We start from the raw sequence: 21,203 nt of genomic DNA on the forward strand, positions 1-21,203 counted from the left end.
GGTTCAGTCGGCGGCGGTCCAGTCGTAGGGCAGGAACTTGCCGTCGAACGTCACGACGACACGGTCGCCGGACGAATGCGGCTTCTTCTCGACGTTGACGCTGAAGTTGATTGCGCTCATGATGCCGTCGCCGAACTCCTCGTGGATGAGCTCCTTGATCGCGCCGCCGTAGACCTGAAGGGCCTCGTAGAAGCGGTAGATGGTGGGGTCGGTGGGCACCGCGGTGGGCAGGCCGCCGCGCATGGGCACCGCGGCGAGCGCGGGCACGACGGACTCGTCGAGGCCGAGCATGTCGACGAGGGTTCGCGCGGACTCGGCGGGGATGGGGTGCTGGCCGAGCAGCGCGGAGGTGGTCCACACGACCGGCCTGCCGATGGCGTCGGCGAGCTGCTGCCAGGTCAGGCCCTTCGCGAGGCGGGCGGTCACGATCTGTTCGGTGATTTCTTCTCGGGTCGTCATGGCCCCATCGTGCCGCGTTCGTTCCCGATATTTCGCGAGACGTACACCAGGGTCGCGATCGCCAACGATCCGACAGCCCTGGTGTACGTTTCGCGAGCAGTGTTAGGCGGCGGGGCGGATCGCCTGTAGGCCGCCGCCGACGGTCAGGTTCGCGCCGTTGACGTAGCTGGCGGCCGGTGAGGCGACGAACGTCACCGCGTTGGCGATCTCCTCCGGCGTGCCCGTTCGACCCAAAGCCGTTGTGCGGCCCAGCCCCTCGACGAGGTCAACACCGAGGTCGCGGGTGCCATGCGTCTGGGTCGGCCCGGGCGAGACGGCGTTCACGCGTACCCCGTCGGCGCCGAACTCGTCGGCCCACAGCTTGGTCAACAGATCGAGGCCGGCTTTGCTCGCGCCGTAGATGCCGGCGTCCGCGGCGGGCGTGCTCGCCGCCACGGTGCTGACGTTGACGACCATGCCGCCGCCGCGCGAGATCATGCCCGGCACGAGCTTCTGCACCAGCACGTAGGGCGCGCGCAGGTTGGTGTTGATCAGCTCGTCGAAGTCGGCGTCGGTGGTGTCGACGGTGGGTGAGAAGCGGTACACCCCCGCATTGTTGACGAGGATGTCGACGTCGCCGGCCTCTTCGGCGAGCCTGCGGACATCGGCGGCGTCGGCGATATCGGCAGCGGCGAATCGTGCTTTGCCACCGGCATTTTCGATATCTTGAACCGTCTTCGCGCCGCGCTCGGCGTTGCGGCCGTGGACGATCACCTCGGCGCCTTCTGCGGCGAGTTGTAGGGCGATGGCGTACCCGATCCCGGCGGTGGCGCCGGTGACGAGTGCGACCTTGCCCGTGAGTGTGTTGGTCATACCGGCGTAAAGCCGGGGGGTCGGTCGTTTATTCCGTGAGCGTCACCACAACACGGCGATGGCGGCGGCCGCGAAGGACAGCACGCCGATCGACCAGAACATCGGCCGCGGCACGGGCTCGCCGGTGCGCTTCTGGCGCGCGCTGCCCATGCCGAGCACCCCGCCGAGGACGACGAGGATGACGAGCTTGACGCCGATCTTCGGATAGTTCAGTTCGATGCCCGCCGGCCACGGCGCCGCCAACGCCAGGCCGGTGATCAGCGACAACACCAGCCCGTAGTCCATGGCGCGGGTGGTGCGGAACCGTCGCGCCGCGGCCTCGGCCACCCAGGCCCCGAAGGTCACCGCGAACCCCACGATGTGCAGCAGTACAACTACGTTGCGTAGTAGGTCCATGGTTCAGAGCATAGCCGCAACGGCGTAGCGTCCGTCCCATGTTTGTCGACGCGATGACCACCCCGCAGCCCCTCGCCCAAACCGGCGACCTCGCCAGGCGCACGCAGGAGGCCGGCTTCTCCGGGCTGTTGTTCACCGAAACCGGACGCACGGCGTATCTCAACGTCGCGATCGCCTCGCAGGCGGCGCCGGGCCTGGAGCTGTCGACGGGGGTGGCGGTGGCGTTTCCGCGCAGCCCGTTCGTCACGGCGGCGACGGCCTGGGAGCTGCAGGAGTCCTCGGCAGGCAACTTCCGACTGGGCCTGGGCACGCAGGTGCGCACGCATGTGGTGCGGCGCTACGGGGTGGAGTTCGAGCGGCCGGGCCCGCGGCTGCGCGACTACGTGTTGGCGGTCAAGGCGTGCTTCACGGCGTTTCGCACCGGCAAGCTGGACCACCACGGCGAGTTCTACGACTTGGACTTCATCACCCCGCAGTGGAGCCCCGGGCCGATCGACGCACCCGATCCGAAAGTGGATGTGGCGGCGGTGAATCCGTGGATGCTGCGGATGGCCGGCGAGGTGGCCGACGGGGTGCATGTGCACCCGCTGGGCGAGCCCGGATACATCTGGCGCCATGTCGTGCCGAACATCGCGATCGGAGCGGAGAAGGCGAGCCGCTCCCCCGATGACGTCGCGGTGATCGTGCCGGTGATGACGATCGTCGGCGACAGCGACGAGGAACGCGACCGCGAGCGTGAGCTGGTGCGGGCGAGCATGAGCTTCTACGGCAGCACCCCGAACTACGCGTTCATCTGGGACGAGGCGGGTTTCGAAGGGACGACGGCGCGGATCCGCGAGAAGCAGAAGGCCGGCGACTTCAAGGGCATGGCCGAACAGATCACCGACGAGCACATCGCGAAGTTCGCGACCGAATCGACGTGGGATGGCTTGGCGGACGCGCTGATTGAGAAATACGACGGGCTGGCGACGCGCATCGTGCTGTACAACTCGCTGGCCGATCCCGAACGGATCGAACGCTACGGCGCCGTCGCGCAGCGGATCGCGGATTCCTAGTCCAGCGCGTCAAGCGCACCGGCCAGTGCCGTGCGCGAGTGCCCCACGGCGCGCATCCGAGATCGTCGAACACCGCAGCGCCGCACCGATATCGGCGCTCGCATCGTTGCGGCGGCGTTGCCGCCGATTGAGCTGACCGTAAACCAGTTGTGTGCGAGCGCGTTCCAGCGGCATCGGCAACCGTTCGTGGTGAGCGAGTGCCTGCCGCGCGGCCTTCGTGGCGGCCCCGACCTCCCCGCGCACCGCCAATAGCATGCTGCGGCACCGTCCCCCGACGGCCAGCAGCCGAGGCCGGTCGAGCAGACGGCCCCGGCGCTCGAGGCGCTCGATCAGCGTCTCGGCTTCGGCGAGCTGATCGACGCGGATCAACGCTTCGACCGCGTCGGCGACGAACGGGGCGGTGCAGATCTCCAGGGCGTCCGGGGTTTTGTCGAGCTGCCGCAGCAGCGGCTTGAGAGTGGTCAGCGCGGCTTCGTGGTTCTCCAGCGAGAGTTCCAGGAAAGCCAGGGCCGTGATCGGCCACACCGCCAAAATGTGCGCGCCGCAACGCATGCTGGCCGTCAGCGCGGCCTCGGCGTCCGCGCGGGTCTGTTCTTCGCGGCCGGCGTATGCGCCAAGCATGGTGCGCATGGTCAGCGCGGTGCCCGTCGGGACAAATCCGGCCGGCTCAGATGCCCAAGTCAACGAAGCGATGTAGGGACAGCAAAAGGTAACCGTAGGGACATCCCTGATTCAGCAGGTGGTCTCCCTGCCTAACGTCAAACCCCGTGATGACCACGAACGCGTCGGACGGGTGGTACCTGGCCGAGTGCTATTGGCCGCGGATCGTGCCGGGGCCGGGAACACTCGATGAGACGCTGACGCAATTCGACGCCGCCGCGGCCTCCGCCCGCGCCGATGTGCGGCTGCTGTTGGCGCTGTGCGCGCGCACCGACGAGGTGCTCTACAGCCTGTTCTGGGCGCCGTCGCTGGAAGCCGTGCGGCAGGTGTGCGAGCAGGCCGGTCTGCCTGCCGACCGCATCAGCGTGGGGGTCGAAGCCCTGATCAACGCGGACGCCGCCAATTCTCTGTTGCGAGTTCATGGTTCGCCGCCACGCGGGGACCGCCACGCGTAAAAAAGGAACAGCGATGGGACACGCGAGATATATCGGACGGGTCGGCGCGCTGGCGGTGGCACTCGGTGTCGAGCGGCGCCGATGCGACGACGAGCGCACCTGACGACTCGACGACGCCGCAGGTCGAGGGCGCCCCGGCCGCGGCGACCGGGCGCGACTCGTCGGGGATCACCGTCGTCGACGAACGAAAGGAACAGACACCCTCCCGGAACCGGCCGACGAACCGGAGGCGTCGGACACCGCGGCAAGTCCAGGGTTGGCACGGTAACGGTGATCGACACCGCCACGAAAGCGGTCATCACGACGTATCCCGCCGTCGCGGCAGGCCCCGGCGGCTCCTACGTTGTCGATCTGGCCATCGTCGCCCTGATCGCCGCCCACTTCGTCTACATCGTCTGACGGCCCGGTGTCGGGGCCGCTTGTCGGTCGCGATTACGGAATCGGCTCCGCGGCGAAATATCATCGCTGCCGATATGACCGACAACGCCCTCGCCGCCGAAGCCGCCCGGCGCAGAACCTTCGCCGTCATCAGCCACCCTGACGCCGGCAAATCGACGCTGACCGAGGCGTTGGCCCTGCATGCCCGGGTCATCACCGAGGCAGGCGCGGTGCACCGCAAGGCGGGCCGACGCGCCACGGTGTCGGACTGGATGGAGATGGAGAAGGCCAGGGGCATCTCGATCACGTCGACGGCGCTGCAGTTCCCGTACCGCGACTGCGTCATCAACCTGCTCGACACCCCCGGCCACGCCGACTTCTCCGAGGACACCTACCGGGTGCTGACGGCCGTCGACTGCGCGGTGATGCTGGTCGACGCGGCCAAAGGGCTTGAGCCGCAGACGCTGAAGCTGTTCCAGGTGTGCAAGCATCAGGGCATCCCGATCATCACGGTGATCAACAAGTGGGACCGGCCCGGCCGCCACGCGCTGGAGTTGATGGACGAGATCGCCGACCGGATCGGGCTGCGCCCCACTCCCCTGACCTGGCCGGTCGGTATCGCCGGCGACTTCAAGGGGGTGCTGGACCGTCGCGATGGTCATTTCATCCGGTTCACCCGCACCGCCGGTGGGGCCACCGTGGCGCCCGAAGAACACATCGCCGCCGTCGACGCCCGTGCCGCCGCGGGTGACGACTGGGACACCGCCGTCGAGGAATCCGAGCTGCTGTCGGCCGACGGCGCCGACTATGACCGCGACCAGTTCCTCAGCGGCGCAGCCTCTCCGGTGCTGTTCACCTCGGCGGCGCTGAACTTCGGGGTGAACCAGCTGCTCGATGTGCTGATCGAGCTGGCACCGGCCCCGGCCGGCGCGGTCGACGTCGACGGGGTGTTGCGCGGCACCGAATCCGCGTTCAGCGCTTTCGTTTTCAAGGTGCAGGCCGGCATGGACTCCGCGCATCGCGATCGCATCGCGTATGCCCGGGTGGTCTCGGGGACGTTCGAGCGCGGTGATGTGCTCACCCACGCCGCCACCGGTAAGCCGTTCGTCACCAAGTACGCGCAATCGGTGTTCGGTCAGCACCGGTCGACGCTGGACACCGCGTGGCCGGGCGATGTGATCGGGTTGGCCAACGCGGCCGCGCTGCGCCCCGGCGACACGCTGTATCGCGATGTGCCCGTGGTATTTCCGCCGATTCCGAGCTTCTCCCCCGAGCATTTCGCGGTGGCCCGCAACGCCGATCCGAGCAAGCACAAGCAGTTCCGCCGCGGGATCGAACAGCTCGAGCAGGAGGGCGTGGTGCAGGTGCTGCGCTCCGACCGGCGCGGTGACCAGGCCCCGGTGCTGGCGGCCGTCGGCCCGATGCAGTTCGACGTGGCGTCGCACCGGATGGCCACCGAGCTCAGCGCCCCGATCTCGCTGGAGTCGCTGCCCTACCAGGTCGCGCGGGTCGTCGCCCCCGAGGACGCCGAGTTCATGGACAAGCAGGTCTCCGCCGAGGTGTTGACCCGCACCGACGGCGTCATGCTCGTGCTGTTTTCCACCCCGTGGCGGCTGGAGGGCTTTCAGCGCGACAACCCCGACGTTGCGCTGGGGTCGTTGGTGGCCGCGGGGATGTAGCCGTGGATGTGCTCGGGATGTTGCTATGGGTGAGATTGCGCTGAGGGCTGTTGTGTCGCCGTCACAGCCCTGGTTTCAATCTCGTGCATAGCGTCGCAAGCGCACACGGTTTACTTGGAGCCGATGGCACTGGACCGCGAGATCATCCTCACCGAGGAGTTCCGGCACGCACTGGCGCTGCTGGCCGACGGCAGGCACATGTTCCTCACGGGCAAGGCCGGCACCGGCAAGTCGACCCTGATCCGCCACTTCATGGCCAATACCGACCGCAACGTGGTGGTGGTCGCGCCGACCGGTATCGCCGCGCTCAACGTCGACGGTTACACCATCCACCGGCTGTTCGGGTTCCGCACCACCACATCGTTGGCCGACGTCAGCAGCGGTGACTACCGGCCAAGCCGGTTCACCAAGACGCTGGCGTCGCTGCAGACGTTGATCATCGACGAGGCGTCGATGGTGCGCGCCGACATGTTCGACATGGTCGCCGGCGCGTTGGAGCGGTTCGGTCCCGAGCCTGGAACGCCGTTCGGCGGCGTGCAGATCGTGCTGGTCGGCGATCTGTACCAGCTGCCACCGGTGATCAGCGACGGTGAAGAGGCCTACTTCTCCACCGTTTACGAGACGCCGTACTTCTTCTCGGCCCGGCGGTTCACGCCGGAGGACTTCCCCACCGTCTCGCTGACAACGGTGTTCCGGCAGCTTGGTGATGACCGGATGACGGCGATACTCAACGAGATTCGCGAAGGCGTGCTGCTCGGGCACGCCCAGGAGCAACTCAACGCCCGCGCCGACGCCGAGTTCGTACCGCCGGACGGCGAGTTCTGGTTGACGCTGGCGCCGACCAATCGGCTGGTGACGGCACGCAACCGTCAGCACCTCGAACGGCTGCCGGGCGACGAACTGATACACCGGGCACGGGAATCCGGGGATTTGTCGCTCTTCGACAAGCCGATCGAGGACGAGCTGCGGTTCAAGGTCGGCGCGCAGGTCATGATGCTCAACAACGACCAGGGCGACCGGTGGGTCAACGGCTCGATCGGGCGCGTGGTCGGCGTGGACTACAATCGCTACGGCGCCGTCGTCGAGGTGGAGTTCGCCGACGGATCATGCGCCGACGTCACGCCTTTCACGTGGGAGGCGACGCGCCCGGTGATCGAGGGCGGTTCGCTGCGTCGCGAAGTGATCGGCACGTTCACGCAGCTGCCGTTCAAGCTCGCCTGGGCGATCACGATCCACAAGAGCCAGGGGCAGACGCTGGACCGCCTGGTCGTCGACCTCACCGGCGGGATGTTCTCGACCGGTCAGCTCTACGTGGCGTTGAGCCGGTGCACGTCGTTGGCCGGTTTGGTGCTGAAACGTCCTGTGCTGCCGAAGGATCTGAAGACGGACCGGCGCATCGCGCGGTTTCTGCGCGACTCGGGCGATCGGGCCGCGGCGCGGCGCTACTGCGCGATCGGCATGCTGACGGTCGGCGACGAGGGCCGGATGTCGCGGCCGAGGCCGGTGGAGTTGGCGGTGGCGTTCGACGACGGCACCGGGTTGTCGACGCTGATCAACCCGCAGCGTGATCTCGCTGATGCGCGAAATGCGTTCGGTATCAGCGTGTCCGATGTGCTGCTGGCGCCGACGCTTCGGGAGGCGTGGGCGGTGATCGCACCGATGCTGGCGGGGTGCACGCCGGTCGGCGTCGGGGTGGACGAGACGCTGGGGTTGATCGACTTCGAGCTCAAGCGGCTGGGGCAGGTGGCGGTGATGCCGTTCGGGGTCGAGCTCGGGCGGGTGCCGGTGACGGGGCGCACGGCGTTGGAGCGGGCGCAGTCGGCGCTGAAGGCGCACGCATCGACCGACGCCCAGGGCGGCTCGTCGGCGTTCGAGGAACCCGAGGAGGCCGAACTGGTGTCGGGGCTGCTGGTCAGCCGCGACCACGCGACCCCGACGCCGTCGGCCGAGCATCGGCCGGGGTTGTCGGCGTTGCTTCGGGTCAGCCGCGGGGTCGGGGCGGTGGTGCTGGGCCACCTCTCGGCCGCCGAGGTCGACACCGGGGATGCGACGACGTGGGACGCGGCGGCCCGCCAGTCGGTGGCCGACCAGCTGCGGGCCGCGGCGGCACGCGCGCTGTTGCCTGATGAGGTGGTGGCGCGCCTGCATGAGGCGTCGGTGCTGCTGGGCGTCGACGTGATGAGCGGGGCGGCAACGGCTTCGCGGCACGATATCGACGCGACGTTGGTGCCGGGCGCCCGGATCTGCTTTACCGGAACGGCTTTGGATGCGACCGGGCAGGTGGTGGAGCGCGACGAGATGGAACGGTTGGCGGCGTCGGCGGGCCTGGCGCCGGTACGGTCGGTGACCAAGACACGGTGCGAGGTGTTGATCACCGCCGAGGCCGGGACGCAGTCCGGTAAGGCGCGCAAGGCGCAGGAGTACGGCAAGGCGGTGTTCAGCGCCGAGGAGTTCTTCGCATGGCTGGCGGGCCGGTGACTCCTTGCTGTTGGGCGTCGCCTGTCAGACCGTCAAAGTAGCGTCGAGCTTGTCGAGCAGGTCCCCGACAAGACGGTTGCTGCGAACGCACGCCCTCCGGAATAACTATTGACAATCCGCAAGAGAATTCTCATTATGGGTAGAGACGACATCGGTGACATCGTCGAGTGGGCGGTGTCGCAGGGGTGGACTGTCGAGGTTGACAAGGAGGGTTACCGCCGGTTCTTCGACCTGGCCGGCAATTACATCGTGCGCTACCCGGCAACACCGCGGAACCCACACCGGCGGCGCCTGGACGTGCTCACCGCAGTCAAGAAGGCGGGTCTTCCGTGGCCCGCTCCGAGCAAGAAGGAACGACGGGCACAGCGCAGGAGGCCGAACCGTGACGACTGACGACTGGGTAATCACCTATGCGTTCGACCTTGATCCGACCGACGAAATGATGGAGCAGTGGACCGATGATTTGGAGTCGGTCGATGCGTTGGTCGCACGCCGGCCGGGCGTAGGTGTCAACGTGACGGTGTATGGCGACGGCCACCTCCCAATGCTGGCTGCGGGCGAAAAGATGATGAGTGAAGTAACCAGCGTGATCAACGCTGAGCTGGTTGGGGTTTCGATTGCGCGGGAAACGCTGCATGCTGTACTCGCGGAGTCGCCGACCATGCCAGAGCTGATGTCGGCCGCCGAGATTGCCGAGGAGCTAGGCGTCGCACGCCAGCGTGTTCACCAATTGCGGTCGATGCCATCATTTCCCGCGCCGCTGGCTGAACTACGCGGTGGCGCAGTGTGGGACGCTTCAGCGGTTCGGAAATTCCATGCGACTTGGGCACGCAAGCCTGGGCGCCCTTCACGCGTCGGCACCTGATCGCACGGCGTTGAGCCGGATCTGACACGGCCTCTACGATGCGTCGGCGCCGAAGTCTTCACCCCAGTCCGCAGCCCGTTCCAGCACCTCCCGCTTGTATGACTGCGCCATCCGGTCGACGACGGCGATTGCCGCTGCGGTGAGCTCTGCACGGATCCCGCTCCGCGCGTGAGCAAATGGAATGTAGGCGCGCAGGATCTCGGGCACGTTGAGGACGGTGCCGATCGGCATGTAGGTGTCGCCGTACGACGATGCGGCTAACGCATGCTCGACGCGTGTTGGGCTCCAGCGCAGCGGATCGCCAGTGCCGGTATCCAGCAGGAGCTCGAGCGCCAGCTCCCGATACTCGCAGGCATTGAACGGCGCGCCCGACGGTGAGGCGAAGAACGCGTCCAGCAGATCCTCGCTCTGCGCGAAATCGACCGCGGGCGGCAGATATCTCGTCCCGTTGTCGGGTAACTGCCGGATCAGCCAGGTGAGCAGTGCTGGCCACAACCACCCGCTGTCGTCCCCGAACCCGATCAGCGGGTGCTCGAGGCCTTGGGTGATCCAGGCCCGGGCGTCGGCGAGGCTCATCTCGGCCACGCCCATATCGGGGTGGTCCGCGGCGCGAAGCACGTTGGCGATCGAATTCTGCAGGAAGAGCACGTCGGTGGCTGCTGACGTCAGGTTGTGGTCGATGTACACCAGGCAGGTCAGCTCGTGACCGCCGATGAGCCGCGCGCCGATCAGTAGTTGGTCGGCATCGCCGAGCACGTGCGGCATCCGCACCGCTCGGTAGACGTCGATGTCCCCGAGTCGCCGAGCCCAAGCCGGAACCATGTCGTCCCGCGCGGCGACATGTTGTCGGCACCGCGCCCGTAGGTCCTCGTCGTCGATGAGCAGTTCGGCGAGCACCGCAAGCAGTGTCGTCGTCTCGCGACATGGCACGTCGATCAGACCGGTGACCACCTGATCGAGCCAAAGTGGGTCGCGGCGAGGGGATTTCAGCCTCGTGACAGGGTCGGGCGCCGCCGCGCGAATCAGGGCGCTGGCCAAGGCAAGCAACTCCAGCGGACGACGCGTGGACAGCAACTCGCGGATCAGGGGCACCAGGGGTGACTCGTCCACGGTGTCACGTTGGCCTCGACGCCGTGCGTCCCGTCGCACCCGCTTGGCCTGGCGTCGTCTGCGTCCGTGGTTCATGTCGCGGACGGTACGCGCGGGCACCGACAAGCACTGACAAGCACCGCCAGGTGCGATCAGCTGTTACGGCCGACGATCAAGTCTTTGATCTCGGCGAGATGCTCATCCACCGAGCGGAATCGGGCTCGGGCTTCCTGACGGAAATCAGCCAGTTCATTCTCGACGCTGGTCAGCCTGGTTTCGACCCCGGTCAGCCTGGTTTCGACGCCGATTAGACGAGCCGTGTGGTCCCGTTGGTTCACGCCCAGCGCGTTGATCGCCGTCAACACGGCGCGGTAATCCCCTGCGCTGCCTCCAGCGCCGAAATCCGCGCTTGGTGATCCTCGAGCATGCCCACGACGATCAGCGTAAGGGGCGACGGCCGCTGATGGTGCCGGCCGATGAGGTGGCTGTGGATGAGGCCGGTCCGACGGCCGATCCATAGCCGCGCCGTCGGCGCCTCGTATGGTGACAGGATGCGCAAAGATCGAGTTCTTCACATCGCCCGGCAGGTGGCGGCGCTGGCTGTCGCGGCAATGACCGCGGCCTCCACCCTCAACGGTTACCGGCCGCTGGCGCGTAAGGGCTACCCGTCGATGGTCTCGTTCGGGTACGGCCTGGTGGTCAGCGAACTCCCCCTGCAGACGCTGGCAAGCCAGCTCGCCGGGCTGGCGTTGACCGGGCGCCGGCTGACCCGGCCGGTGCGCATCATCGCCTGGGTGGTCGCCGCGATCTCAGCGGTGGGCCTGCTGAACTTCAACCGCGCGGCGCACCGGGCCGGTACCCCGTTGAAGGAAGCGTTGGACCGCGGTCTGGGCGCCGATCGCCGCACGGACTCGACGGGCCTGTGGCGTCGACCCGCCGGCGCGGGCACCGCCAAGAGCCCGGGCGCGCTGCGGATGCTGCGGATCTACCGCGACTACACCCACGACGGCGACATCAGCTACGGCCCCTACGGCAGCGCCAATCATCTCGACATCTGGCGGCGTCCGGACCTCGACCGCAACGGGAAGGCGCCGGTGCTCTTCCAGGTCCCCGGCGGCGGCTGGGTGACGGGTAACAAACGCGGACAAGCGCATCCGCTGATGAGCCACCTGGCCGAGCTCGGCTGGATCTGCGTGGCGGTCAACTACCGGCACAGCCCGCGCAACACGTGGCCCGACCACATCGTCGACGTCAAGCGCGCGCTCGCGTGGGTCAAGGCCCACATCGCCGAGTACGGCGGCGACCCCGAGTTCATCGCGATCACCGGCGGCTCGGCCGGCGGGCACCTGTCGTCGCTGGCCGCGCTGACGCCCGGCGACCCGCGGTTCCAGCCGGGCTTCGAAGACGTCGACACCCGCGTGCAGGCCGCGGTGCCGTTCTACGGGGTCTACGACTTCACCCGCTTCGACGACGCGATGCATCCGTCGATGCCCGAGCTGCTCGAGCAGATGGTGATCAAGCAGCCGCACCAGACTAGCTTCGAGACGTATGCCGAGGCGTCGCCGGTGAACCACGTGAGCGCGGACGCGCCACCGTTCTTCGTGTTGCACGGGACCAACGACTCGCTGGTGCCCGTCGAGCAGGCGCGCGCGTTCGTGGCCAAGCTGCACGACGTCAGCACGCAACCGGTGGTGTATGCCGAATTGCCGTTCGCGCAGCACGCTTTCGACATGTTCGGCTCGGCGCGCGCCGCGCACGCCGCGGTGGCAGTGGAGCAGTTCCTGGCTGAGATCTACGCGGACTGGCAGGCGGCGGCACGGCCCGAGGACGTCAGCGCCGGGTGAAATCGGTGCAGTCGATGCCCGGAAATCGCCGCTAGGCTCGACGCGTGGACTCCGGAGACCTCGAATCACGCGTCAGCGCGCTCGAAGAGCAGGTGCAGGGCCTGACCGGGCGGGTGCGCGCCACCGAGCACGACGCGGCGGCCACGCGGGTGCTGGCCGGGGCCGCCGACCGCGACGTTACCGGCACCCACGTCGACAACGGCTTCATGGAGATACGCGGCAAGTTCGACGTCATGGCCGCCGGGCAACAGCAGATCGTGGACCGTCTTCAGAGCACCCGCAGGCCGGCGTAGTCGGACGGCATCATGGCGACCCTTCACACCCGGGTGGCGCGCATCGCCGAGGCGACCATGGCCGAGCACGGCTTCGTTAGCCCCGTCGACGTCCTCGTCGGCCTGGGCTGGCTGGCGCAGGTCAACGTCGAGCGCTGGGAAATGGGTCGTGTCCCTGTGCTCGCCCGGTGCGCGGGGGTCGACGCCGACAAGCTCGGCGCGGCGCTGATAGCGGTGCAGCAGTGGGCCCGCGACCGCGAGCTGCACCCGTACGAAATGGACTACCGGGACCGGCAATTCAGTGAGGGCGGCGATCCCGACACCGAGCGCGCTTACCGCACTCAGTGGGGGTTGCCCGGCGGACCGGACCCCGTCTCCGAGCGCCCGCGCCAACGGCCGCAGGACATCGTGGTGATTTCACCGCACGACTCGTTTGTGTGCGACGCGTGCGACGAGCCCGGCGACCTACTCGTCAAGGACCCGAAGGGCACGTTGTGCCTGGACTGCGCGGACCTGGATCATCTTGAGTTTCTGCCGTCCGGCGACGCGGCGTTGACGCGGCGCGCACGCAAGGCCAGCCGGTTGTCGGCGGTGGTCGTGCGGTGGAGTCGACGACGCAAACGCTATGAGCGGCAAGGGGTTCTGGTGGAACCGGCCGCGATCGAGCAGGCGGCGCAGGAATGCCTGTCCGACGCGGACGCGCGCGCCCGGCGCAGGGAGCGGGATCGCAGCCGGCGGGCCGTGGAGGACGAGGAGTTTCGCGGTGAGTTCGCCGCGGCGATCCGCCGACAGTTTCCGGGGTGTCCGGCCGAGCGCGCCGAGGCCATCGCGCTGCACGCCGCGGCGCGGGGCAGTGGGCGGGCCGGGCGAAGCGCGGCGGGACGCTCGTTGGACCGCGAGGCGGTGCGCCTGGCTGTCGCGGCGTCGGTGCGCCATCTCGACACCGACTACGACGACCTGCTGATGTCCGGTTACGACCGCGATTCGGCTCGCGCGCAGGTGTATACGCGCGTGGAGGACGTGCTCGACGCGTGGCGCCGCGGCGTGGTGACGCTCGACGGGCCTGGCTGAGCTCGCGGTCGTCGAGTTCTGCGCCAGGGCTGTGCTCCGAGCCGCATCACGACCCTGGTGCAGATTTCGCGGCGCATGCGTTCGCTCAGGGGTTTCAGAGCCCTTCGGCGTCCAGCGCCTTCATCAGTGCCGGCCGCCTGCCGTAGTCTTTGCGGATCTGCGCGATGAACGACGCGAAATCTGCGCTGCGACCGCCCTTCTCGTAGAGTCGCGCCATTTTTGCCAACGTCTCGGCGATGCCCGGATAGCACGTGGAGTCGGGGTAGCGCAGATCGCTCTCGAGCTGCGGTCGGTACAGGTCTGCCGCCGCGACGGGCCGGGCCTCGGCGCCCCGGTCCGCTAGTTCCCGCCACGCCCGGCCGGCGCCGTAACGGTCCGCGGCTCGCCACGCGGCGTCGATATCCCCCTCGCTCAGGCAGACTTGCACCAGGACCGCGCCGGCGGCGAAACGGTCTGAGGCCAGTTCGCGTGCGTGCTCAAAGGCCCAGTCGCGTTCGGTCTCGGTGCGGTCGACGCCAGCGGCGAAATCCCGGAGAACACTGTAAGTCTGGACAGACGGTTGTCGAACGAAATCTGCACGCAGGACGGCGACTGCGTCGTCGATGCGGCCGAGCTCGCGGTAAGTCCGGGCGACGTCGTCAGGACTCAGTCGGTACGCGGTCCCTCCGGCGTAGCTGGTGACGCATCCGTCGGCAACCGCGCGGTCGATCCATGTCAGCGCCTCCGCGGCGCGTCCGCCCGCGCGCAACCGGTCGACGATCGTGCCGTACTCAGGGTGTTGCCCTTGGCTGAGTAACTCGATGGCCCGGTCGACATCGCCGTCGTGATCGGCGAGCTCCAACAGCATTGCGTCGACCTCGTGCCGCTTCCATTGATCAAGACCGGCGAGCTCGCGGTCCAGCGCTGTCACGGCGCGCCGATACGTCGCGAGGGCCCGCTCGTCGAACGCATCGACGAAGTCGGCCAAAGTCACGTTCGGCCACCCCGGCGAGTCGGCCCGGAAGTTGACTAGCCATGTGGCGAGCTTGACCGGGTCCGGGTTGCCCAGCCGGCAGGCCCGCGCGTAGAGGCCGACGGCCCGCTGGCATTGATCACCGATCGAGCCTGAGGAGTCGTCGGCCTGCTCCATGATCTTGCGTAGCCGGGTCAGCGCGCGCAGCAACGCCGGGCGCACGATCTCGGCAGCACCAACGTCGAGGTGGTCTTCGAGTTCGTCGAGCATTTCGCTGGCCACGGCCGCGACCTCGAAGGAGCGCCGGTAGTCGATAAAGCCGCGGAACCTCAACGTGTTTCGCACATAGGCCTCGAGCTCCGCCTTGGCCTGCGCGTCGTCGCCGGAGGCGGTCTTGGCGCGAAGCTCCAGCATGCGCCGCAATCCGTCATCGCGTTGTGCGAGCGTCATGACCATTTGGCGCAGTTGGTCGACGCTCATGGCCTCCACAACCGCCTCCAGCCCCAGGGTGGGATCGTCGTCGACGGCGACCCGCCCGGAGTCGATCACAGCGAGGCCGGTCGCGACCAGGTGCTTGCAGAAGTTGCCGTCGGCGTGGTGAGGGCAGGTGCAGGTCCCGACGGGTCGCGGACCCGACCAGTCCAACTCCACGGTGTAGACGTTCTTGGCCTGGATCGACGCGTAGGCCTTGACGTTGGTGACGCGCAATCCGCGCACGTAACGGACGTAGTCTTCGCCCCGGGCGTAAACGACATCGCCGGCGATGTTGCGCAGCATCGTCTCGGAGAGCGTCATGGCACCATGGTGCCCCATTGGTCGGGGAACTCGCCCCCGGATGCCTCAACCAGACCACTGCAGTCTCTAGGTCATGACAACGTGCGCTCGATCAGGGGCTAGTGCCAGGTCGGTTCGTCGTCGTCGCGACCGCGTTCGTTCTCTTTGTCCTGCGCGTAGCGGATGGCATAGCCGAGGACCGCAGCAATGACGAGCATGAGCAGCAGCTGCCAGACCCTCACTGTGACAGGCAGATCTAGAAAGGCCGTCGTGAGGCCGCTGTCGGTCATTTCAGGCACCCGAGTTTATCTAAGCAATATTTGAAAGTATCGCTCAGGCCATATCGCGAGCGACGGCCAGCTTGAAAAGCGGTACAGGCGCCCCCCGCCGGCACAGCCACGACGAATCCACGTTTGCGCATCATCCCCCCTTGATCCGCGCGAACACCTCGACCATAGACACGGCCACCGACAACTACGGCGACGATGAAGTGCGGAGAGCCTAAATCCGCAGGTAATCAGGGCTTTCTGGCGAGCAGCCATGCCTCGCCGTCGCCCTCACCCGAGGCGATGTTCTCCAACTGGGCGAACGCGGTCGTCAACTCCCCTGGCGCCGTCCGGAACCGCCCCGGTCCGGCGCCGACGACGCTTCGCGTCGAGATCGCCAGCAGCCCACCGGGTGCGAGCCGTTCGATGATCGGTTGGTCCAGCCGCCGGTCCCGGAACCGGTGACAGAGGACGACGTCGACGGGCGGGCCCGCGGGCAGACCGCTATCGAGGTCGACGACGTCGAATCGGCACCGATCGCCGACACCGCTGCGCGCAGCCAGATCTCGCGCCTGGCTGATGGCTGTCGGCGAAATGTCGACTCCCCAGACGTCCATGCCGCGTAAGGCGAGCCACACGCTGGCCCGCCCTTGCCCGCATGCCAATTCGAGTGCTCGCCCCTTCGTCGGGAACAGGTCTTCGAACGGCGCGAACACGGCCGGGAGACTCACCTCGTCCGCCTGTGGTACGGCGCGACTTCGGTAGCGCTCCTCCCAGCGATCGCGGTCCAGCTCGCTCATGCGGGCACGCTAACTCGACGGCAGGTTCAGCCGCCGCGCGAGGTCGGGTCCGCCCACGTCCCGGATGAAGCCGGCATCGCCGCACACCACGAGTTGGTCGCGGGCACGGGACAATCCGACGTAGAGCCGCTCGCGGGAGCGGTCGAACGCGGCCTCCTCGTTGACGACAAGCACCACGGCCCGTCGCTCAAGGCCTTTGAACCCCAACACGTGCCCATAGAACACCTGGTCGGTGTCCCAGAAACTGTCCCAATAGGCGCGGTGGCCGGCTTTCTGGCGCTCGACCTGTTCGGGATGACGACTGCCGGTGGTCAACAGCGCGACGTCTTCGGGCCGCCAGCCCTCCTCCAGGAGCCGCTCGACATGATCGTCGCCGACGTCCATCGCGTCCTCACGGGTGCACGGGATGAACTGCACCGCAGGCCCTTCCCCGCCGAGGTAGCGCATCGGATGATCGACAAGGGGCTGAAACGCATTGGCGATCTGGCGGGTGTTGCGCAGATTGTGGTCGAGCAGCAGCGGCACCAACGGCACCGGCGGCGCACCGAACCGGTTGAACACCCGCTGGCCCTCGTCGGTGAACACATAGATGCCACCGGTCTCATCGTCCTTGAGTGCGGCCAACAGCGGGTCCCACCAGGCGTCGGCGAAATCCTGGGCCTCGTCGACGATGATCGAATCGAACCGATGCCCCGGCTCCAGTTGCGTGGCCAACTCGGTCATTTGCAGCGGCAGGTCGTGCTCCCAGAACTGGACGGTCTCCTCGGTGCGCAGCGACTCGTCGGGCCCTTTCGGGGCGCCCCACAACTTGCCGAGGTCGTGGAACTCCCCGACGTAGGCAGGTTGCTGGCGTCGCGGCCAGGTGGCGCAGATGCGCTCCAGATACGACGCCAGCCCGTGCGAGTAGCAGACCAGCGCGACGCGCTGACCCTTCCCCGAGAGCCGGCGGGCCTGCTCCATCGCCAGAAACGTCTTGCCGCTGCCCGCTCCCCCGCGGATTTCCACCCGGTTGAGCAGCTGTATGGCGTCGAGGATCACGGCCTGGTGCTCGGTCAGCGCGTCGGCGGAGTCCTCGTTGGCCAACGCGCGCGCGACGATACTGCGTTGCGGTAATCCCCTGCCGCTCAGCGCTGTTGAGAGTTGCTCGATGCCCTCGGCACTCAGCAGCGGACGATCGATTTCCTGTCTGATGAGCACATACTTGAGCTTGTCGACCAGCGTCGACAGGTCGTTGCGGTCGATGACCTTCCAGCGCGGGCACTCCGGCAGGGCGAAGTCCGCGGCGATCTCGGCGTTGGGGAAGACGACGACGTGGTCCCAGCGCAGCCGATTTTGGGTCCAGCGGTCGTCCTTCTCGATGAACTCGCGCAGGGCGTAGCAGGCCTCCCGGGCCTGGCGGACCGGGTTGATCTTGTGCTCATGCCCGCGGCGGCGTTGCCACCAGGACTCGCCGTCGTGCCAGACGTCGCCGCCCTTGACCTCCAGGCAGACGATCCCCGCGCCCTCGATCGCGACGACGAAGTCGACCTCGTGGTCCTTGAGGTGGTCGGTGACGCGCTGGCCGGCGATCACCGCGTCGTTCGGCTCGAGCTGCGCGGTCAGGCACTGGTAGACCCGCCGCTCGGCGGCGTTGGCCAAGCGGGGCGTTTCATCAGGCGTCATCGTCATCGTGTTCCCCCACGGACTTGCAGGGTAGAACGGTCGGCCGACAAATATGCGGGTTCGCGGTTTCGACGATGCGCCCGCAGCGAGGCAGCGGACTTGTCGGTGGGTGGGGTTACCGTCGGTTCGGAAGCGCTAATCAAGGGGGGATGATGCGCGGACGTGGGGGAATCGCGAGCGTGCTCGCGGTGTGCGGAGCAGTGGCGTTGTCGGCTCCGGCGCAGGCCGACGAGTACGACTTCATCGCGCAGCTCGACGGCATGGGGGTGTACTACACCTCGGTGCTCGACATGATCGACATCGGCAAGGAGTTGTGTCACGAGCTGCGCTTCGGGGTGGCGCCGCCCGCGGTGCTGGGCAAGCTGCAGCGGACGGGGTTCGCGCCGGCCGAGGCGGCGATCGTGTTGCTGGCGGCGGTGGACACCATGTGCCTGGACGCCAAGCCGGCGGTCGTCGAGTGGGCGCGCGGCATCGGCTACACCCAGCCGCTGTAGGGGCGGGTGTGGCGATGTGTACCGGTGGGTTCGACGGGCTGGGGCGGCCGTGATGGCAAGGCGTGGTTCGGATTCCGGCGGCGCGGCGGCCTTTTTCGGTGTGCTGGTGCTGATCTGGGTGGTTATCAACTACTACTGGGTCATCGTCGGTGTGGGGGCGGCGATCGGGCTGTTCTTCGGGATCCGGGCGCTGATCCGCCGCGAGCAGGAACGCCGGCTGGCCGCCGAGCGGGAAGCCGAGATCCTGGCGTATCGCGCCGATCGACAGCATCGCTGGGCGCTGCGGGGCGACACCCGGGGTGTGTACGGCGTCGAGGGGGCGGAGTTGATGAAGTCAATCACGCCTCAGCCCGACATTCCGCCGGCCGGCACGGCCGAGGATGAAAAGCCCTACGCTGCCATCGCATACACCGCAGAGGATCTCGACGTCCTGCTGAGAGAAAGGCCGACGGGATGGACGTGGGCGGCCTTTGTGTCGGTACTCGTGCAACGCTACGCGAAGGTGCGGCCGCGCCTGCGCGATTGCGAGCTGAACTACTCTGCGGCGCCGATTCGGCACCTGCGGAGCGGCTGGGAGGTCGCGGCTTACTTCGAGGACTGCGTCGACGACGTGTGCGAGCTCACCGAACGGTTGGAGTCGTTCATGCACTCGCCGGCGTTCAAGGACGTGATCGGCTTTGACGACGAGGATCTCGCCGACGCCGACGGAATCCTGCACGTGGCCAATCGGATGATGGACTTTCACGAGCGGTTCGTCGAACTCGCCGAGCGCTGCCGTGATGTCAGCGTGCCGTCGGCGTACAGCGGGCTGCTGACAGACTGCACACACCTGATGGGTATCCCGCTCGACGGGTTCCGGGCGTGCATCGACGAACTCGTCGAAATCGTCGAGGGCATGCCCGACGTACTGCGTCACGCACCGAGCGACGATGTCTATCTCGGCGCAGTCGTGCTGGAGATCGTCGCCGACGACCGGCTCATGGAGCGAATCTGTAAGCAGATCGAGGCGGCCGCGAGAGACTGACGTCGTGTAATGGCCGGACCCGCGGACCGCGCCGCGGGGTCACTCTGGTGTGTCGAAATTGATGACCTTGCCTCGGTTGATCGACACCCAGTCGCGGGCTTGCAGGTACGGGCGGAAAGTCTCGGTGATGGCCTGCTGGTCGGCGGGTGTCTTCGGCCGCTGCAGCTCGTAGAGGTACGGGAACTCCGTCCACGCGACGACGGCGTCCCACAGCCGCAGCGCCGCCTCACCGACGGGCGGGTCGATGAGCACCGGCCCGAACAGGCACTGCCCGTCGGGGAAGAACAGCGTCGGCACGCCGTAGCCGCCGGCGTCGACGACGCGCTGGTGATCGGCCAAGACCTCGTCGTTGGTCGTCGGGTCGGCGATGGCCTGGTCCACCAGGCCGGGATCGAAGCCGAGTTCGGCCAGAAGCGCTCGGGCGACGTCTTTTTCGTGCGGTTTGAGACCTTCGACGTGCAGGGCGCGGGCCGCGCGTTCGTACCACGCGTCGACGTCGGCCATCGACCGCCGGCGCAACAGCGCGCCGATGCGCATCATCGACCAGCCGTAGGACCACTCCCGTTCCCAGGGGTGCTTCTTGCCCTCCTCGCGGTTGATCTCCTCGAGGCTGAAGAAGCGCCAGTTCACCTTGAGGCCGGTCTGATCGCGCACCTCGCGGATCCAGCGCGACGTCTGATACGCGAACGGGCACATCACATCGAAGTGAAAGTCAACGGAGACAGGGCGATTGGTCACAGCGAAACCTCAGAGTGGGCGGCAGTTGGTCGCCATCCTGCCAGCTGCTCGTGTCGGAGTCGATGGCCATCGCCCACTGTCGGGCCCGCGGCCTCGGTATTTACAACATGCCGTGGAGATCAGGGATCCGCACAGACCGGCCCAAAGCCCGTTCGTACAGCGCGAGCACTCGCGGCGTCTCCCCGGGATCGGCGCCCTCAGCTGATTGGTCCGGCGGGCTTTCGTCGTCGTCCAGTTCCCAGTCCATATCCAGCAAGCACAGGACCTCCATATCGCGATGGACGCACCTGATGGCTCGCTCCACATCGCACCAGTGCTCGTGCATACACCGCGCTACCAAGCTTTCACATACGGAACCGACGAGCGGAATGTGCTCGACCAGTTCGCCGTCGCGATAGCGCGCGAGGGTCACGTCGCTGAACGCGTACCCCGGGTCGTCGGGGTCCACTTCGGTGATGACATGAACGACGCCGACGCCCTCGATCGGAATCTGGGTGTGGATTCGCTGCGGCCAGTCATCCATGTTGCTGAGACGAGCCAGATCACGGTTCAATGTAGGGTAAATACTGGTTGCTGCCTGCATATAGCTATTCTAGTAACGACCACAGACAATTTCTGTCGCCTTTGCTGTCTCAGGCGGAGATGTGGATGCGGTCAAGCCGCCGCGCTTCACGCCGGGCGACGTTCGCACCGGTGGAGTGGTGACTTTATATTCGTCCGCGATTGACGTGTTCAACGCCAAGATCCTTCGGAGATTCGTGGCGGCACGCCAAGTCGAATGCCCGCAGCGGGACAAGTCAGAGGTATCGCAGGTACGTCCGGAACACCGATCCAAAAGGTGCTGGGATGGCCAATCGTCCGGATTCGTACCGTGGACAATCCGCAAGTGCGGCACAGATATTCGCTATCCCAAGTGACCGCGTGGTTGTACTGCGCCGGA

At 67.2% G+C, this 21,203-nt stretch carries 23 protein-coding genes and 1 pseudogene; 12 read left to right on the plus strand and 12 right to left on the minus strand.

Annotation, left to right across the window (positions count from 1 at the left end):
* Positions 1-3 precede the first annotated feature (3 nt).
* The 3 genes from cynS to MELE44368_RS09955 all read right to left on the minus strand — a co-directional run bounded on the left by cynS (position 4) and on the right by MELE44368_RS09955 (position 1,707).
* Positions 4-459 (minus strand): cyanase, encoded by a 456-nt coding sequence (gene cynS, locus MELE44368_RS09945; protein ID WP_128108315.1) that lies wholly within the window; start codon positions 457-459, stop codon positions 4-6.
* A gap of 102 nt (positions 460-561) precedes the next feature.
* On the minus strand, positions 562-1,311 hold the full coding sequence (locus MELE44368_RS09950) for an SDR family NAD(P)-dependent oxidoreductase (RefSeq protein ID WP_128108316.1): 750 nt from the start codon (positions 1,309-1,311) through the stop codon (positions 562-564).
* 42 nt (positions 1,312-1,353) lie between these two features.
* The gene (locus tag MELE44368_RS09955) at positions 1,354-1,707 is read right to left on the minus strand and encodes a Fe-S protein (protein WP_128108317.1); all 354 of its coding nucleotides are present in this window, start codon (positions 1,705-1,707) and stop codon (positions 1,354-1,356) included.
* A 38-nt stretch (positions 1,708-1,745) separates the two neighbouring features.
* On the opposite strand from MELE44368_RS09955, the gene MELE44368_RS09960 reads away from it, so the two are divergent.
* A complete protein-coding gene (locus MELE44368_RS09960; RefSeq protein ID WP_128108318.1) occupies positions 1,746-2,762 on the plus strand; it encodes a TIGR03617 family F420-dependent LLM class oxidoreductase in 1,017 nt (338 codons plus the stop codon).
* Between the two features lie 9 nt (positions 2,763-2,771).
* Here the strand turns inward: MELE44368_RS09960 and MELE44368_RS09965 are convergent, their stop codons facing one another.
* Positions 2,772-3,446 (minus strand): hypothetical protein, encoded by a 675-nt coding sequence (locus tag MELE44368_RS09965; RefSeq protein ID WP_128108319.1) that lies wholly within the window; start codon positions 3,444-3,446, stop codon positions 2,772-2,774.
* A gap of 83 nt (positions 3,447-3,529) precedes the next feature.
* On the opposite strand from MELE44368_RS09965, the gene MELE44368_RS09970 reads away from it, so the two are divergent.
* The 6 genes from MELE44368_RS09970 (at position 3,530) to MELE44368_RS09990 (ending at position 9,277) form a co-directional block, all read left to right on the plus strand.
* Positions 3,530-3,877, plus strand: a complete 348-nt coding sequence (locus tag MELE44368_RS09970) for a hypothetical protein (RefSeq protein ID WP_128108320.1) — start codon at positions 3,530-3,532, stop codon at positions 3,875-3,877.
* Positions 3,878-4,147: 270 nt separating this feature from the next.
* Positions 4,148-4,276: a hypothetical protein gene (locus MELE44368_RS27305; protein ID WP_264031623.1), complete on the plus strand. Its 129-nt coding sequence runs from the start codon at positions 4,148-4,150 to the stop codon at positions 4,274-4,276.
* 74 nt (positions 4,277-4,350) lie between these two features.
* On the plus strand, positions 4,351-5,934 hold the full coding sequence (locus MELE44368_RS09975; RefSeq protein ID WP_128108321.1) for a peptide chain release factor 3: 1,584 nt from the start codon (positions 4,351-4,353) through the stop codon (positions 5,932-5,934).
* A gap of 123 nt (positions 5,935-6,057) precedes the next feature.
* Positions 6,058-8,412, plus strand: coding sequence for an AAA family ATPase (locus tag MELE44368_RS09980; RefSeq protein WP_206613732.1), 2,355 nt, complete (start codon positions 6,058-6,060; stop codon positions 8,410-8,412).
* A gap of 135 nt (positions 8,413-8,547) precedes the next feature.
* Positions 8,548-8,805 (plus strand): hypothetical protein, encoded by a 258-nt coding sequence (locus MELE44368_RS09985; protein WP_128108322.1) that lies wholly within the window; start codon positions 8,548-8,550, stop codon positions 8,803-8,805.
* Complete coding sequence (locus MELE44368_RS09990) at positions 8,795-9,277, plus strand: helix-turn-helix transcriptional regulator (protein WP_128108323.1); 483 nt, start codon at positions 8,795-8,797, stop codon at positions 9,275-9,277. The genes MELE44368_RS09985 and MELE44368_RS09990 overlap by 11 nt, the downstream gene beginning before the upstream one ends.
* A gap of 33 nt (positions 9,278-9,310) precedes the next feature.
* Here MELE44368_RS09990 and MELE44368_RS26885 read toward each other — a convergent pair whose 3' ends face one another.
* The gene (locus MELE44368_RS26885) at positions 9,311-10,387 is read right to left on the minus strand and encodes a hypothetical protein (RefSeq protein ID WP_206613733.1); all 1,077 of its coding nucleotides are present in this window, start codon (positions 10,385-10,387) and stop codon (positions 9,311-9,313) included.
* A 131-nt stretch (positions 10,388-10,518) separates the two neighbouring features.
* Positions 10,519-10,731 carry a hypothetical protein gene (locus tag MELE44368_RS10000; RefSeq protein WP_241566548.1) on the minus strand — a complete coding sequence of 71 codons (213 nt, stop codon included), beginning with the start codon at positions 10,729-10,731 and terminating at the stop codon, positions 10,519-10,521.
* Positions 10,732-10,917: 186 nt separating this feature from the next.
* Here MELE44368_RS10000 and MELE44368_RS10005 point away from each other — a divergent pair, with 186 nt between their 5' ends.
* The 3 genes and pseudogenes from MELE44368_RS10005 to MELE44368_RS10015 all read left to right on the plus strand — a co-directional run bounded on the left by MELE44368_RS10005 (position 10,918) and on the right by MELE44368_RS10015 (position 13,553).
* On the plus strand, positions 10,918-12,210 hold the full coding sequence (locus tag MELE44368_RS10005) for an alpha/beta hydrolase (RefSeq protein ID WP_128108324.1): 1,293 nt from the start codon (positions 10,918-10,920) through the stop codon (positions 12,208-12,210).
* 44 nt (positions 12,211-12,254) lie between these two features.
* A pseudogene (locus MELE44368_RS27500) lies at positions 12,255-12,389 on the plus strand (hypothetical protein); the annotation flags it as partial.
* Between the two features lie 126 nt (positions 12,390-12,515).
* Positions 12,516-13,553 carry a DUF2293 domain-containing protein gene (locus tag MELE44368_RS10015; protein ID WP_128108326.1) on the plus strand — a complete coding sequence of 346 codons (1,038 nt, stop codon included), beginning with the start codon at positions 12,516-12,518 and terminating at the stop codon, positions 13,551-13,553.
* Between the two features lie 94 nt (positions 13,554-13,647).
* Here the strand turns inward: MELE44368_RS10015 and MELE44368_RS10020 are convergent, their stop codons facing one another.
* From MELE44368_RS10020 to MELE44368_RS10030, 4 genes are all read right to left on the minus strand, one after another.
* Positions 13,648-15,300 carry an SWIM zinc finger family protein gene (locus tag MELE44368_RS10020; protein WP_128108327.1) on the minus strand — a complete coding sequence of 551 codons (1,653 nt, stop codon included), beginning with the start codon at positions 15,298-15,300 and terminating at the stop codon, positions 13,648-13,650.
* Positions 15,301-15,398: 98 nt separating this feature from the next.
* Positions 15,399-15,569, minus strand: a complete 171-nt coding sequence (locus tag MELE44368_RS26600) for a hypothetical protein (RefSeq protein WP_164890074.1) — start codon at positions 15,567-15,569, stop codon at positions 15,399-15,401.
* 227 nt (positions 15,570-15,796) lie between these two features.
* Entirely contained in the window at positions 15,797-16,345 is a 549-nt protein-coding gene (locus tag MELE44368_RS10025) for a class I SAM-dependent methyltransferase (protein WP_128108328.1), read from the minus strand.
* Positions 16,346-16,354: 9 nt separating this feature from the next.
* Positions 16,355-18,013 carry an NERD domain-containing protein gene (locus tag MELE44368_RS10030; protein WP_128108329.1) on the minus strand — a complete coding sequence of 553 codons (1,659 nt, stop codon included), beginning with the start codon at positions 18,011-18,013 and terminating at the stop codon, positions 16,355-16,357.
* Positions 18,014-18,159: 146 nt separating this feature from the next.
* On the opposite strand from MELE44368_RS10030, the gene MELE44368_RS10035 reads away from it, so the two are divergent.
* Both MELE44368_RS10035 and MELE44368_RS10040 read left to right on the plus strand, forming a co-directional pair.
* Positions 18,160-18,501: a DUF732 domain-containing protein gene (locus tag MELE44368_RS10035; protein WP_128108330.1), complete on the plus strand. Its 342-nt coding sequence runs from the start codon at positions 18,160-18,162 to the stop codon at positions 18,499-18,501.
* 52 nt (positions 18,502-18,553) lie between these two features.
* Positions 18,554-19,525: a hypothetical protein gene (locus tag MELE44368_RS10040; protein ID WP_128108331.1), complete on the plus strand. Its 972-nt coding sequence runs from the start codon at positions 18,554-18,556 to the stop codon at positions 19,523-19,525.
* A 39-nt stretch (positions 19,526-19,564) separates the two neighbouring features.
* Here MELE44368_RS10040 and MELE44368_RS10045 read toward each other — a convergent pair whose 3' ends face one another.
* Both MELE44368_RS10045 and MELE44368_RS10050 read right to left on the minus strand, forming a co-directional pair.
* A complete protein-coding gene (locus MELE44368_RS10045; protein WP_128108332.1) occupies positions 19,565-20,263 on the minus strand; it encodes a mycothiol-dependent nitroreductase Rv2466c family protein in 699 nt (232 codons plus the stop codon).
* A 100-nt stretch (positions 20,264-20,363) separates the two neighbouring features.
* Positions 20,364-20,846 carry a hypothetical protein gene (locus MELE44368_RS10050; protein ID WP_128108333.1) on the minus strand — a complete coding sequence of 161 codons (483 nt, stop codon included), beginning with the start codon at positions 20,844-20,846 and terminating at the stop codon, positions 20,364-20,366.
* Positions 20,847-21,203: the final 357 nt, after the last annotated feature.

Origin of the sequence: Mycolicibacterium elephantis DSM 44368, assembly GCF_004014805.1 — a bacterium.
Lineage (GTDB): Bacteria > Actinomycetota > Actinomycetes > Mycobacteriales > Mycobacteriaceae > Mycobacterium > Mycobacterium elephantis.